Origin of the sequence: Cupriavidus sp. Agwp_2 (assembly GCF_040784895.1) — a bacterium.
GTDB lineage: Bacteria > Pseudomonadota > Gammaproteobacteria > Burkholderiales > Burkholderiaceae > Cupriavidus.
Genome location: NZ_CP088083.1, coordinates 3,313,807 through 3,327,671 on the forward strand (window position 1 = coordinate 3,313,807; position 13,865 = coordinate 3,327,671).

At 67.9% G+C, this 13,865-nt stretch carries 11 protein-coding genes; 8 read left to right on the forward strand and 3 right to left on the reverse strand.

From position 1 onward, the window contains the following. Window positions 1-396: 396 nt before the first annotated feature. The 6 genes from trpE to LPA45_RS15540 all read left to right on the forward strand — a co-directional run bounded on the left by trpE (window position 397) and on the right by LPA45_RS15540 (window position 5,991). Window positions 397-1,914, forward strand: coding sequence for an anthranilate synthase component I (gene trpE, locus LPA45_RS15515; protein ID WP_317925741.1), 1,518 nt, complete (start codon window positions 397-399; stop codon window positions 1,912-1,914). A 20-nt stretch (window positions 1,915-1,934) separates the two neighbouring features. Then, window positions 1,935-2,504 carry an aminodeoxychorismate/anthranilate synthase component II gene (locus LPA45_RS15520; RefSeq protein WP_116320183.1) on the forward strand — a complete coding sequence of 190 codons (570 nt, stop codon included), beginning with the start codon at window positions 1,935-1,937 and terminating at the stop codon, window positions 2,502-2,504. A gap of 74 nt (window positions 2,505-2,578) precedes the next feature. Continuing rightward, entirely contained in the window at window positions 2,579-3,604 is a 1,026-nt protein-coding gene (gene trpD, locus LPA45_RS15525; RefSeq protein WP_116320359.1) for an anthranilate phosphoribosyltransferase, read from the forward strand. Window positions 3,605-3,615: 11 nt separating this feature from the next. Continuing rightward, complete coding sequence (trpC, locus tag LPA45_RS15530; RefSeq protein ID WP_116320184.1) at window positions 3,616-4,419, forward strand: indole-3-glycerol phosphate synthase TrpC; 804 nt, start codon at window positions 3,616-3,618, stop codon at window positions 4,417-4,419. 125 nt (window positions 4,420-4,544) lie between these two features. Further along, a complete protein-coding gene (locus LPA45_RS15535) occupies window positions 4,545-5,174 on the forward strand; it encodes a CYTH domain-containing protein (protein ID WP_317925740.1) in 630 nt (209 codons plus the stop codon). Window positions 5,175-5,205: 31 nt separating this feature from the next. Next, entirely contained in the window at window positions 5,206-5,991 is a 786-nt protein-coding gene (locus LPA45_RS15540) for a uracil-DNA glycosylase (RefSeq protein WP_317925739.1), read from the forward strand. A gap of 4 nt (window positions 5,992-5,995) precedes the next feature. Here LPA45_RS15540 and LPA45_RS15545 read toward each other — a convergent pair whose 3' ends face one another. Then, complete coding sequence (locus LPA45_RS15545; protein WP_116320189.1) at window positions 5,996-6,274, reverse strand: acylphosphatase; 279 nt, start codon at window positions 6,272-6,274, stop codon at window positions 5,996-5,998. Between the two features lie 218 nt (window positions 6,275-6,492). Between LPA45_RS15545 and LPA45_RS15550 the strand changes: the two genes are divergently transcribed. Both LPA45_RS15550 and LPA45_RS15555 read left to right on the forward strand, forming a co-directional pair. Next, window positions 6,493-8,247 carry an ABC transporter permease subunit gene (locus LPA45_RS15550; protein WP_317925737.1) on the forward strand — a complete coding sequence of 585 codons (1,755 nt, stop codon included), beginning with the start codon at window positions 6,493-6,495 and terminating at the stop codon, window positions 8,245-8,247. A 7-nt stretch (window positions 8,248-8,254) separates the two neighbouring features. Continuing rightward, entirely contained in the window at window positions 8,255-9,595 is a 1,341-nt protein-coding gene (locus tag LPA45_RS15555) for a nitrate/sulfonate/bicarbonate ABC transporter ATP-binding protein (RefSeq protein ID WP_116320190.1), read from the forward strand. A 7-nt stretch (window positions 9,596-9,602) separates the two neighbouring features. On the opposite strand, the gene LPA45_RS15560 is transcribed toward LPA45_RS15555, so the two are convergent. Next, the gene (locus tag LPA45_RS15560; RefSeq protein ID WP_116320192.1) at window positions 9,603-11,987 is read right to left on the reverse strand and encodes an FUSC family protein; all 2,385 of its coding nucleotides are present in this window, start codon (window positions 11,985-11,987) and stop codon (window positions 9,603-9,605) included. A 63-nt stretch (window positions 11,988-12,050) separates the two neighbouring features. Then, window positions 12,051-13,865 carry a M61 family metallopeptidase gene (locus tag LPA45_RS15565; protein ID WP_116320194.1) on the reverse strand — a complete coding sequence of 605 codons (1,815 nt, stop codon included), beginning with the start codon at window positions 13,863-13,865 and terminating at the stop codon, window positions 12,051-12,053.

A 13,865-nucleotide genomic window follows, 5' to 3' on the forward strand; every position in this document is an offset into this window, starting at 1 on the left:
CAACCGCAAACGCATCTCTTCTGGCAGTGATCGGCAGGCTTGGCCCTGGCGTCGCTGGCGCGCCTCCCAACAGGCGTAAAGTGCGTTCGCGAGTCTGCTGACGCGCCCTCTACCCGAGGGCGTCGTTACAACCGGCTGAGGGTTCAACCCCGTGCCGGGCATCCCACCCAAACCCGCCAAAAGCCAGCGCAGCGGAAATTCTCTGCTACGTTTAGCTCAAGAACGCGCCGCACGCCCTTCCCCGGCCGTGTGCAGTCTTGTCCGCAACTTGCCTGCACCACGGCCCGCCAAACGGGGCGGGTATCCATTCGCTCCAGCCTGATTGCCGAAATGCGGCGCCGCGCCCAACCTCACCCGCGCAGCGACGCCGCACAAAAGGACCGCAAGAGGACCGACATGACCGAACTGGAATTCAAATCGCTGGCCGACCAGGGCTACAACCGCATCCCGCTGATCGCCGAGGCCTTTGCCGACCTGGAAACGCCGCTGTCGCTGTACCTGAAGCTGGCCCAGTCGCAGACGCGCGGCGTCAACACCTTCCTGCTGGAATCGGTGGTCGGCGGCGAGCGCTTCGGGCGCTATTCCTTCATCGGCCTGCATGCCCGCACGCTGCTGCGCGCCTTTGGCGAGCGCACCGAGGTGGTGACCGACGGCAAGGTGGTGGAAACGCACGAAGGCAATCCGCTGGACTTCATCGCCGAGTTCGAAAGCCGCTTCAAGGTGGCGCTGCGCCCGGGCCTGCCCCGCTTTTGCGGCGGCCTGGCGGGCTACTTCGGCTATGACGCGGTGCGCTATATCGAGAAGAAGCTCGCGGGCACGCAGAAGCCCGACGACCTGAACCTGCCCGATATCCAGTTGCTGCTGTGCGAAGAACTGGCGGTAATCGACAACCTGTCGGGCAAGCTCTACCTGATCGTCTACGCCGACTCGACCACGCCCGAAGCGTATTCCCGTGCCCGCCAGCGCCTGCGCGAGCTGCGCATGAAGCTGCGCCAGCCGGTGGACGTGCCGGTGACCAGCCCGTCGGTGCAGACCGAGGTCTACCGAGAATTCGCCAAGGCGGACTACCTGAACGCCGTGCACAAGGCCAAGGAATACATCATGGCCGGCGACATGATGCAGGTGCAGGTCGGCCAGCGGCTGATGAAGCCCTACCGCGACTCGCCGCTGTCGCTGTACCGCGCGCTGCGTTCGCTGAACCCGTCGCCGTACATGTATTTCTATAACTTCGGCGATTTCCAGGTGGTGGGCGCCTCGCCGGAAATCCTGGTGCGCCAGGAAGAACGCAAGGTCGGCACCAATGGCGACACCCGCAGCGAACACATCGTCACCATCCGCCCGCTGGCCGGCACCCGCCCGCGCGGCAATACACCGGAGAAGGACGCCCAGCTCGCCACCGAGCTGCTGAACGATCCCAAGGAGATCGCCGAGCACGTGATGCTGATCGACCTGGCGCGCAACGATATCGGCCGCATCGCCGAGACCGGCTCGGTCAAGGTCACCGACAAGATGGTGATCGAGAAGTACTCGCACGTGCAGCACATCGTTAGCTCGGTCGAAGGCACCCTGCGTGAAGGCATGAGCAACCTGGACGTGCTGCGCGCGACCTTCCCGGCCGGCACGCTGTCGGGCGCGCCCAAGGTCCATGCGATGGAGATCATCGACGAACTGGAGCCGCGCAAGCGCGGCATCTACGGCGGCGCGGTGGGCTACCTGTCGTTCGGCGGCGAGATGGACCTCGCCATTGCCATCCGCACCGGCATCATCAAGGACGGCAACCTCTACGTGCAGGCCGCCGCCGGCATCGTTGCAGATTCGGATCCCGAAGCCGAATGGAGGGAAACCGAAGCCAAGGCGCGCGCCGTGATCCGCGCCGCCGAGCAGGTCCAGGATGGCCTGGACTCCGACATCTGAGAGAACAGGAGACAGACGCCATGCTGCTGATGATCGACAACTACGATTCGTTTACCTACAACCTGGTCCAATACTTTGGCGAACTGGGCGTGGACGTGCGCACCTACCGCAACGACGAGATCACCATTGAAGAGATCGAGTCGATGAAGCCCGACCATATCTGTGTCTCGCCCGGCCCGTGCAGCCCGAAGGAAGCCGGCATCTCGGTGGCGGCGCTGCAGCACTTTGCCGGCAAGGTGCCGATGCTGGGCGTGTGCCTGGGCCACCAGGCCATCGGCGAAGCCTTTGGCGGCAAGGTGATCCGCGCCAAGCAGGTCATGCACGGCAAGGTCAGCACCATCGAAACCACGCAGCAAGGCGTGTTCAGCGGGCTGCCCAAGCACTTCGACGTGACGCGCTATCATTCCCTCGCGATCGAGCGCGAGACCCTGCCCGATTGCCTGGAGATCACCGCCTGGACCCCGGACGGCGAAATCATGGGCGTGCGCCACAAGACGCTCGCCATCGAAGGCGTGCAGTTCCATCCCGAGTCGATCCTGTCCGAGCATGGCCATGCGATGCTGGCCAACTTCGTCAAGGCGCCGCGATGAGACTGCTAGATTCCGCGCCTGCCACCAGTCACCACGACCCGCACCACGCCATCCAGACCGTCAACGAGAACGCCATGATCACGCCGCAAGAAGCCCTGACGCGCTGCATCGAGCACCGCGAAATCTTCCATGACGAGATGCTGCACCTGATGCGGCAGATCATGCAGGGGCAGATCTCGCCGGTGATGGCCGCCGCGATCCTGACCGGCCTGCGCGTCAAGAAGGAAACCATCGGCGAGATCTCGGCCGCCGCGCAGGTGATGCGCGAGTTCGCCAACAAGGTCGTGGTGAAGGACCGCGAGAACTTCGTCGACATCGTCGGCACCGGCGGCGACGGCTCGCATACCTTCAATATCTCGACCGCTTCGATGTTCGTCGCGGCGGCGGCCGGCGCAAAGATCGCCAAGCACGGCAACCGTGGCGTCAGCTCCAAGTCGGGTAGCGCCGACGTGCTGGAAGCGCTGGGCGTCAACATCATGCTGACGCCCGGGCAGGTCGGCCAGTGCATCGAGCAGACCGGCATCGGCTTCATGTTTGCGCCCACGCACCACCCGGCGATGAAGAATGTCGCGCCGATCCGCAAGGAAATGGGCGTGCGCACCATCTTCAATATCCTGGGCCCGCTGACCAACCCGGCCGATGCGCCCAATATCCTGATGGGCGTGTTCCACCCTGACCTGGTCGGCATCCAGGTGCGCGTGATGCAGCGCCTGGGCGCCAAACACGCCATCGTCGTCTACGGCAAGGACGGCATGGACGAGGTCTCGCTGGGTGCCGCCACGCTGGTCGGCGAACTGAAGGACGGCGAGGTGCGCGAGTACGAGATCCACCCCGAGGACTTCGGCCTGTCGATGATCTCCAACCGCGGCCTGAAGGTGGCCGATGCGGGGGAATCGAAGGAGATGTTGCTCGAAGCACTGTCCAACGTGCCTGGCACGCCGCGCGAGATCGTGTCCCTGAACGCCGGCACCGCGCTGTACGCCGCCAATGTGGCCGATTCGGTCGAGGACGGCATCCGCCGCGCGCGCGAGGCCATCGCCAGCGGCGCGGCGCGCGAGAAGCTCGACCAGTTCGTCCACGCCACGCAGCAGTTCAAATAAGAGGCGCTGATATGTCCGATATCCTGGAAAAAATCCTGGCCGTGAAGGCCGACGAAGTGGCCGCCGCGCGCAAGAAGCGCGACCTGCCAAGCCTGCGCGCCGAGGCCGAGAGCCTGCGCAACGAAGCGGGTCTGGCGCCGCGCGGTTTCGAGCGCGCGCTGCGCGACAAGATCGCGGCCGGCCATGCCGGCGTGATCGCGGAGGTAAAGAAGGCCTCGCCGTCGAAGGGCGTGCTGCGCGAGAACTTCGTGCCCGAAGCCATCGCCGAGAGCTACGCCACGCACGGCGCGGCGTGCCTGTCGGTGCTGACTGACGTGAACTTCTTCCAGGGCCATGCCGATTACCTGAAACGCGCCCGCGGCGCCTGCCCGCTGCCTGCGCTGCGCAAGGACTTCATGGTCGACCTGTACCAGGTCTACGAGGCCCGCACCTGGGGCGCCGACTGCATCCTGCTGATCGTCGCCGCGCTGGATCCGGGCCTGATGGCCGAGCTGGAAGCCTGCGCGCTGGAACTCGGCATGGACGTGCTGGTGGAAGTGCATGGCGACGATGAGCTCGATGCCGCGCTGCGGCTGAAGACGCCGCTGCTGGGCGTGAACAACCGCAACCTGCGCACGTTCGAGGTGTCGCTGGACAACACGCTGGACCTGCTGCCGCATATGCAGGATGGCAAGCTGGTGGTGACCGAATCGGGCATCCTCGGGCCGGCCGACGTGAAGCGCATGCGCGATGCCAATGTGCATGCGTTCCTGGTGGGCGAGGCGTTCATGCGCGCACCGGATCCGGGCGTGGAGCTGGCGCGGTTGTTTGCCTGAGGGCCATTTTCCGGCGGTGCATTTAGCGCCGCCGCAGGTTTGCTCCCCTCTCCCGCGTGCGGGAGAGGGGACCGGCTGGTGGTGATTGAACAGACATCGCGCCAGCCACTCCAAACATTCCCCCCATGCCCCAGGAAATCGAACTCAAGCTCGCCGTCCCCGACGACGCCCTCGCCCCACTGGCCGCATGGCTCGACGCCAACGGCCAGCCACAGGGTGAAGCCACCCTGCTCAACGTCTACCTCGACACACCGGCGCGCGACCTGGCCCAGGCCCGCGCCGCGCTGCGACTGCGCCGCAAGGGCGCGCAATGGCTGCAGACGCTGAAGACCGCCGGCAGCAGCCAGGGCGGACTGGCCACGCGCCATGAATGGGAAACCGGGATCGCCGGCGAGGCCATCGAGCTGCAGACCTTTCCCGCTGAAGCGCAAACCGTGCTCGCGCCACTGGTCGGCAAGCTGGCACCGGTGTTCCGCACCGACTTCGTCCGCCGCACCTGGATAGTCACGCAGGACGACGCGCGTATCGAAGCGGCGCTGGACACCGGCACCATCACCGCCCCGGCCAGCGCCGTGCAGGAACGCATCCAGGAACTCGAACTGGAATGGCTCGACGGCGACGCCGCGCACGCGGCCGATGCCCTGCGCGCCTTCGCCGCTCGGCTTGCCGCCGTGGCCGCGCTGGTGCCTTCCGACCTCAGCAAAGCCGCGCGCGGCTACCGCCTGGCCGGAATCGCCGAAGGCGGGGCGTCATAATCGCGGCTTTGCCGCCAAGCATTCCTCACGCATGCAAGCTGATCTCTTCGCCGCCGAAGCGCCCCGCGCGTCCGGCGAGCCATCCCCCGCTGCCGGCCTGCAGGCCCAGGCCGATGCCCTCCCCGCCCCCTGGCGAGCGCTGCTGGCGCCCTGCACCACCGTGCCGGCCTGGCAGGAGCTGGCTGCCTTTGTCGACGGCGAACGCGCCGCCGGCAAGCCGGTGTTCCCGCACCACGTCTTCCATGCGCTGCACCTGACTCCGCCCGACGCGGTCAAGGTGGTGATCCTGGGCCAGGACCCGTATCACGGCACCGGCACGGTCGGCGGCATGGAGTTGCCGCAGGCGCATGGGCTGGCTTTCTCGGTGCCGGAAGGCATCAAGGTGCCGCCGAGCCTGCGCAACATCTTCAAGGAAATCGCCGCCGAGTTCGGCACGGATGGCACCTCTTCGCCCACCCCGCCGCGCACCTCGGGCAACCTGGAAGGCTGGGCGCGCCAGGGCGTGCTGCTGCTCAACACCGTGCTGACGGTCGAGCAGGGCCAGGCCGCAAGCCACGCGCGCCGCGGCTGGGAAGCGGTCACCGACTGCCTGATCCACGCGCTGGCGGCGAGCCGCCCGAACCTGGTGTTCATGCTGTGGGGCAGCCACGCCCAGGCCAAGAAGCCGCTGCTGGGCGACGGCCACCGCGTGCTGGAAGCGCCGCATCCCTCGCCGCTGTCGGCGCATCGCGGCTTCCTGGGCTGCGGCCACTTTCGCGAGGCCAACCACTGGCTGGAAGCGCACGGCCGCACCCCGGTCGACTGGACCGCCGCCTGATCCACTAGACCGTCGGCCGGAACTCGAAGCCGGCAAACTCCCCTTCCCCGGGCCCGACGTCGACAAACGTCACTTGCGCCGCCGGCGGGCCCGTTTCCATCCACGCCTGCAGCGCTTCCAGCTGCTTGACCGTGCCGTGCGCCATCACCTCGACGGTGCCGTCGACCCGGTTGCGCACCCAGCCGCCCAGCCCGAGTTCGTCCGCCGCGTCGGCGCAGGCGGCGCGATAGCCCACGCCCTGCACGCGCCCATGCGCGACCAGGCGCCAGGTTGCTTTCTTCATGGCCGTTTCCCCGTGAGCGCACGCGAGGGGTGCGCGATGTGTCATCGACACCAAGTAAACTAGACCGCCATGCCGGGCGTTACAAAGGGATGCGCGCCGCCCGGCGTGATCAGCGTGAAGCCGGCGGCATGCGGGTATTGCCGTTGTCCGCCGGGACCGCGAACCAGGGGCAGGCCACAAGCCTGTGCCTCCAAGCTCGATACAGCCCGAGAAGCGCCATGATGCCACCCGCCAACCGCCGCGCGGACCCGCCCGCGCCTGGCTTCGACAGCCAGCTGCTGCGCGCGCCGCCCAACCGCTTCGACCTGGCACTGCTGCCGATCATCCTGGCCGTGATCGTGATGGTCGCGTTCGCCGCGCAGCAGATGAATGCCCCGTTCCACCCCGACCGGCAACTGGCGGTGCACCTGGACGTGGCCTACCTGCCGTACTACCTGATGCGCACCAGCATCCGCATGCTGGCGGCGCTGGCGGCGTCGCTGCTGTTCTCGCTGGCGTTCGCCGCGCTGGCGTCGAAGAGCCGCACCGCCGAGAAGGTACTGGTGCCGGCGCTGGATATCCTGCAGTCGATCCCGGTGCTGGGCTTCCTGTCGATCACGGTGACGGGCTTTATCGCACTGTTCCCCGGCAATATCGCCGGCGTGGAATGCGCGGCGATCTTCGCCATCTTCACCTCGCAGGCGTGGAACATGGCGTTCAGCCTGTACCAGTCGTTCCGCACCATCCCGGGCGACCTGCTGGAGGCCGCTGCCATGTTCCGGCTCTCGCCATGGCAGCGTTTCTGGCGGCTGGAAGTGCCGTTCGCGATGCCGGGCCTGCTGTGGAACATGATGATGTCGATGTCGGGCGGCTGGTTCTTCGTGGTCGCGGCCGAGGCGATCTCGGTGTCGGGCCACGATATCCGCCTGCCCGGTATCGGCTCCTATATCGCGCTGGCGATCCAGCAGCAGGACCTGGCCGCGATCGGCTGGGCGATCCTGGCCATGCTGGTCGGCATCCTGCTGTACGACCAGCTGCTGTTCCGCCCGCTGGTCGCGTGGGCCGACCGCTTCCGCTTCGAAACGCTGGCGCAGGACAAGCTGCCGCAGTCATGGCTGCTGGACCTGCTGCGGCGCTCGGCGTGGGTCGGCGCACTGCTGGCGCAGGCCGCGGCGCTGGCCTCGCGCACGCTGGCGTGGGGCGCGCGCGGGCGCTCACATGCCCCCGCACAGCCTGCCGATCCGCGCCGCGCGCAGTGGTGGGGACGCGCGCGTGACGCGCTGATCGTGCTGGTGGCGCTGGCGGCGCTGGTGCGCATCGGCTATTTCGTCCACAGCGAAGTCGGCTGGGCCGAAGTGGCGCACGTGCTGTGGCTGGGCACCATCACCATGGTGCGCGTGGTGGTGCTGATCGCGCTGGCGGCGCTGGTGTGGGTGCCGATCGGCATCCGCATCGGCCTGAACCCCGACCTCGCGCGAGTCGCGCAGCCTGTGGCGCAGTTCCTGGCCGCGTTTCCGGCCAACCTGATGTTCCCGCTGGCGGTGATGCTGATTGCGCGCTTCGGGCTGAACCCCGAGATCTGGCTGAGCCCGCTGCTGATCTTCGGCACGCAGTGGTACATCCTGTTCAACGTGGTGGCTGGCGCCTCAGGCATCCCCATCGAGCTGAAGCTGGCGGCACGCAACTTCGGGCTGCGCGGCTGGCTGTTGTGGAAGCGCTTCCTGATCCCGGCGGTATTCCCCAGCCTGCTGACCGGGCTGGTCACTGCCGCCGGCGGCTCGTGGAATGCCAGCATCGTGTCCGAGTACGTGACCTGGGGCGACCGCACCATCGTCGCCACCGGGCTCGGCAGCTATATCGCCGAGACCACCGCGCGCGGCGACTTCCCGCGCATCGCGCTGGGCATCGGCGTGATGGCGTTGTTCGTGGTCGGCTTCAACCGGCTGCTGTGGAACCGCCTGTACCAACTCGCGCAAGAGCGCACCCGCTTGTAAGGCAACGATGGCAGAGAACACCCAACCCACCACCGCGGCTGCCGTGATCGAGTTGCGCGGCGTCGGCAAGATCTTCCGCACCGCCAGCCAGAGCGACCGCGCCGTGCTCGAAGGCGTCGACCTGACGCTGCGCGAGGGCGAGATCGTCGCCATGCTGGGCAAGTCGGGCTCGGGCAAGTCGACGCTGCTGCGCATCATGGCCGGGCTGGTCGGCGCCGACCGGGGCGAGGTGCGCTTCCGCGGCGAACGCCTTGCAGGCACCGCCGAGGGCATCGCCATGGTGTTCCAGTCGTTCGCGCTGTTCCCGTGGCTGACGGTGCAGCAGAACGTCGAGCTGGGCCTGGAAGCGCAAGGCGTGCCCAGGGCCGAGCGTGAGCGCCGCGCCGAGGCCGCGATCGACATGATCGGGCTGGCCGGCTTCAACAGCGCGCTGCCGCGCGAGCTGTCGGGCGGCATGCGCCAACGCGTGGGCATTGCGCGCGCGCTCGTGACCGAGCCCGACCTGCTGCTGATGGACGAAGCCTTCTCCGCGCTGGACGTGCTGACCGGCGAGACACTGCGCGACGAGATGCTGGCGCTGTGGGAAAGCGGCCGCGCCAATATCCGCAGCATCCTGATCGTGTCGCACAACATCGAAGAGGCGGTGATGATGGCCGACCGCATCGTGATCCTGTCGAGCGATCCCGGCCGGATCCGCGCCGAGGTCCCGGTCACGCTGCCGCGCCCGCGCAACCGCGACAGCGTGCAGGTGCGCGCGCTGGTCGACGAGATCTACGCGCTGATGACCGCGCCCGCCGCCGAGGCGCGCCTGCCGGCGCAGGCACCCGCGCGCCAGATCGGCTACCGGCTGCCGGACGCCGATATCAGCCAGATGGAAGCCATCCTCGACCTGCTGTGCGAGGCGCCCTTCCACTGCCGCGCCGACCTGCCGCACCTGGCCGACGAAGCCGGCCTGACCGACGACGACCTGCTGCCCGCGTGCGAGGCATTGCAGCTGGTCCGGCTGGTGTCGATCGAGGCCGGCGATATCGCCGCCACCGAGGCAGGCCGCGCTTACTATGCGGCCGAACCGCAGCAGCGCAAGGCGATCTTTGGCCGGCAGTTGCTCGCCAACGTCGCGCTGGCCGCGCATATCCGGCGCGAGCTGGTGGCGAGCGAAGCGGGCGAGATCGGCGAGGAACAGGTGCTCAATGAGCTGGAGCAGTTCCTGAAGCCGGCCGAGGCCGAGCGCGTGCTGAGCGTGGCGATTGGGTGGGGGCGGTACGGGGAGATCTTTGAGTACAGTTATAACAGCGGGATGCTGACCTTACCTGAGGACGAGATGCCGGCAGAAGGCGCCGCCGGCTGAACCCGGTTCAGTCGCGCGCCCGCATCGCGCGGCCGATCGCCCCCGTACGCAGCGCGATCTTGGCCGCATCCTCGCGCAGCGCGCGCAGCCGGCGCTCCAGCACCGCGTTGGCGGGACGGCCCGTGGAACTGGAAGTCGGTCCGGCATGCTCGCTCGACTCACCCGCAGCGGCAGCCTGCACCAGCGTGTCGGTGCGGCGCTTGTCCGCCGAGTCCGCCAGGCGCGCGCGCCGCTCGGCCGCCGCATCCTCCGCGGCTTCGGTGGCATCGGTGGCATCGGTGGCATCGGTGGCATCGGTGGCATCGGCCAGCACCGGCCCTGCCGCTACCGCCAGCGGTGCCTGCGCTTCGGCCACGACCGGGGCGCGCTCGCGGCGGACAAAGCCCGCTCCGCGCCCGCCGCCCCGCTCATCGGCATGCAGCTGCTCGCTGGCGAGCTGGAGGCTGTTGCGAGCCGCTTCGGTTGCCTGCTCGATGGCCGCCTCGGCGGCGGGGATATCCAGCTCATCGTAGTGCTGCCGCACCTGGATCCGCGCCGCCGCCACGTGCGCTGCCACCAGGTAGTTCTGCACGATAAAGCGGTTCAGGTTGTCCACCGCGCGATGCCGGCTCTTGGGCTCGTCCAGCATGCGCTGGAACGACCCGATCAGCGCGGACAGGGCATCCATGAATTGCTTGCGCTGCACGCGGTAGGCAAAGTCGTCCTTGGCCCGGCGCAGCAGCAGGTCGCGCGTGGCGGCGATATAGCGGCGGTTGGCCTGCAGCACGTTCTCCACCAGCTTGGGGATGGCGCGGTATTCCCAGCTCGGCAGCACAAAGCTGAACAGCGAGGCGATGATGCCGCCGATCACCGTATCGACCAGCCGCTCGCCCGCCACCGTCGGGCTGCCCGGCATCAGCAGGTTGATCTGGATGAGCACCTGGATGCAGGCCGCAATCGCGGTGTAGCGGTACTTGATGGTCACGAACGCGGCGCTCGCCACCAGCGACAGGAACAGCACGCCCAGCAGCACCAGCGGTTCGTCTACCACTTTCAGGATTCCCACCGCCACCACGCAGCCGATCAGCGTGCCGATCACGCGGTCGTTGTAGCGCTGCTTGGTCATGCTGAAGTTGGGCTTCAGGATGACGATGATGGTCAGCAGGATCCAGTAGCTGTGCGACACATACGGCAGGTGGTTGGTGATCCACAGCCCCAGCGCCACCGCCATCGACATGCGCAGGGCAAAGCGGAACGCCGGCGAGCGCCAGTGCAGGTTGTCGCGCAGCACGCCAAACTCATACTTCTGGCGCGTCAGGAACGGCGTCATGTCGCTGCCCGGCAGCACCTTGGCCGGCTCCACCGGCGTGCGCGAAGCCTCATGCAGCTGGCCGATCAGCGTGATCGCGCCGCGGATCATGTCGAGCGTCTCGGCCAGCGCGGTCATTGCGGCCGGATTGATGTGGTGGTGGCGCAGCTGCGCGATCTCGGCCTCGACCGCGCGCAGGCCTTCGCGGTATTCCACCGTCGCGTAGGAGCCGCGCCCGCGCGTGACCTCGTAGGCGATCTCTTCCACGTCCTTGCACATCAGCACCACCAGCCCGCGCAGGTGGTCCAGCACCGGCGTGCCGCCGAAGGTCTGGCGCAGCAGCGGGTAGTCGGTGTTGGTGGACAGCACGTACTCGTACAGGTCGAGCATGCGCAGGTGCACCTGCACCAGCAGCCCGTCATGCGGCGTGCGGTTGCCGCGCAGCACCAGGTCGCGCGCCGCCTGCTGGCGCTCGGCCACCACGATCTGCTGGCGCACCAGCTGGTTGAACCGGGCTTCGTAGTCGTTGCCGGCATCGTAGAAGCCGGCCTTGATCTCGAGGTAGCCGGCCAGCTCGTACAGCGACTCGGCCAGCACCTGCTGCCTGGTGCGGCGCTCGGTCAGCCAGCTCACCAGCATCGCGTAGCCGAGATAGGCCACCGCGCCGGCACTGAACTGCGCCGCATGCACCATCGCGCGCTCGACCACGAAGTCCTCGTTGATCGTGAGCGTCATCACGAACAGCGCGGCGAACTGCAGCGGCAAGGTCTTGTTGCCATACACCGTCATCATGGCGGCGAGGAACGTCACCAGCACCAGCACGAACGGCATCACCCGCGGGAACGGCGTGGTCAGCGCCACCACCAGCGTCACCGCGCTGCACAGCAGCACGCTCGCCAGCATCTCGTTGAACTTGTGACTCAGCGGGCTGGGCAGGTCCATCAGGCTGGTGCACAGCGCGCCCATCGACACCACCATCGCGGTGGGCAGGTCGGAGAAATGCAGCGCGATCAGCGTCGCGCCGATCACCCCGGTGGCCGAGCGCAGCCCCCGGTACACGTAGTGCGAATACAGGAAGGTGCGGGGGTCGTGCGCGTATTGCATGCGGCGGAGCGGCCGGGGCTGTGGCCAGGCTGTGGCTTAGGTTATGGGGATGGCTGCGCTACGTCACTGGCCCAGCCAGCGCGAACGCGCCGCATGCCGCCCGTCCGCCAGCTTGACCTTGAACTGCGCCGCGGGCTCGCGCGCCAGCGTGACCGGCAGCACCTGCAGCTCGTCGCGGCGGAAGGCGTGCAGGTCGATGCGGTCGCCGGTGCGGTAGCGTCCCAGCAGCTTGTCGACCTGGCCGGGCGCCACGCGCAGGCCGTCGATGGCTACCAGCAGGTCGCCGGCCGACAGGCCCGCGGCCTGCGCCGCGCCGCCGTCCAGCACCTGCGTGACGCGTACCCAGCCGTCGTCGGTCTTGACCTTGATGCCCAGCGCCGCGGTGCGCGACGGCTTCTGCGCCTCGGCCTTGACGCCGAAGTCCCTGAACAGCGCCGCCAGCGGCAGTTCGCCCGTGCCCTCGGTCAGCGAGCGCAGCAGGCCGCCCAGCTTCAGGCCGGTCACTTCGTCGAACAGCGCATAGACCTCGGGCTCGGTCACGCCGCGCTGCATCGCCCCGGGCGCATAGAAGCCGCGCCCGTAGCGGCGCCACAGCGCGCGCATGACATCGTCGAGCGAGCGGCGTCCGCGCGACTTGGCGCGGATGGTCAGGTCCAGCGCCAGCGCCACCAGCGAGCCCTTGGTGTAGTAGCTGACGATGGCGTTGGGCGCGTTCTCGTCCTGGCGGTAGTACTTGGTCCAGGCGTCGAACGAGCTTTCGGCCACGCTCTGCTTGGTGCGGCCGTTGCCGCGCAGCACGCCGTTCCAGGTCTTGCCCAGCATCTCCACGTACTGCGCCTCGGTCACGCAGCCCGAGCGCACCAGCACCAGGTCGTCGTAGTAGCTGGTGAAGCCCTCGAACAGCCACAGCAGCGGCGTGTAGGTTTCCTCGGCCAGCCGGTATGGCACGAACGCGGCGGGCTTGATGCGCTTGACGTTCCAGGTGTGGAAATATTCGTGGCTGCACAGGCCCAGGAAGGTGCGGTAACCCTCGCTGGTGTCGCTGTCGCCGCGCGCCGGCAGGTCGTTGCGCCCGCACATCAGCGCGGTGCTGGCGCGGTGCTCGAGGCCGCCATAGCCGTCGGTGGTCACCATCGTCATGAAGACGTAGCGGCGGTTGCTGTCCAGGAACGGCGCCTCGGCGCCGCGGGGTTCGAACAGGCGGATCTGGGTTTCGCAGATGCGCTTGAGGTCGCGGCACACGCGCTCGATATCGAGGTTGGGCACGCGGCCAGTGAAGACCACGTCGTGCTGCGCGCCGCAGGCGCGGAAGCTGGCGAGCTGGAAATTGCCCATTTCCACCGGGTGGTCGACCAGCTCGTCGTAGTCGGAAACCTGGTAGCGGCCAAAGCCGTAGCGCTTCGCGCCGTCGCGGCCCGGCGCTTCCGGCATTGCGGTGGCAACGCGCCAGCCGCGGTAAGCCTCGCCTTCCGGGGCGTGGATATCGACGGTGCAAGGCCGCTCGGCCTGGCCTTCGACGCACAGGAACACCGAACTGCCGTTGAAGAAGCCATGGGTGGCGTCCAGGTGCGCGGCGCGCACCGACAGGTCCCAGGCATAGACTTCGTAGCTCAGTGTCAGCGGGCCATCCGACAGGCTCACCGGCGCGGCCTGCCAGCCCTGCTTGTCGAGTTTGGTCAGCGGGACTTCGCGGCCGCCGGCATCGGCGCGGATGCGCACGATATGGCGGGCGAAGTCGCGGATCATGTAGCTGCCCGGGATCCACGCGGGCAGCGTAAAGCGCTGCCCGGCGGGATCGGGCTCGCTCACCGTGACGGTGACGGCAAACAGGTGCGCCTCAGGCGCAAGCGGGGCGATGGCGTAGCGGATCGGCGTCAT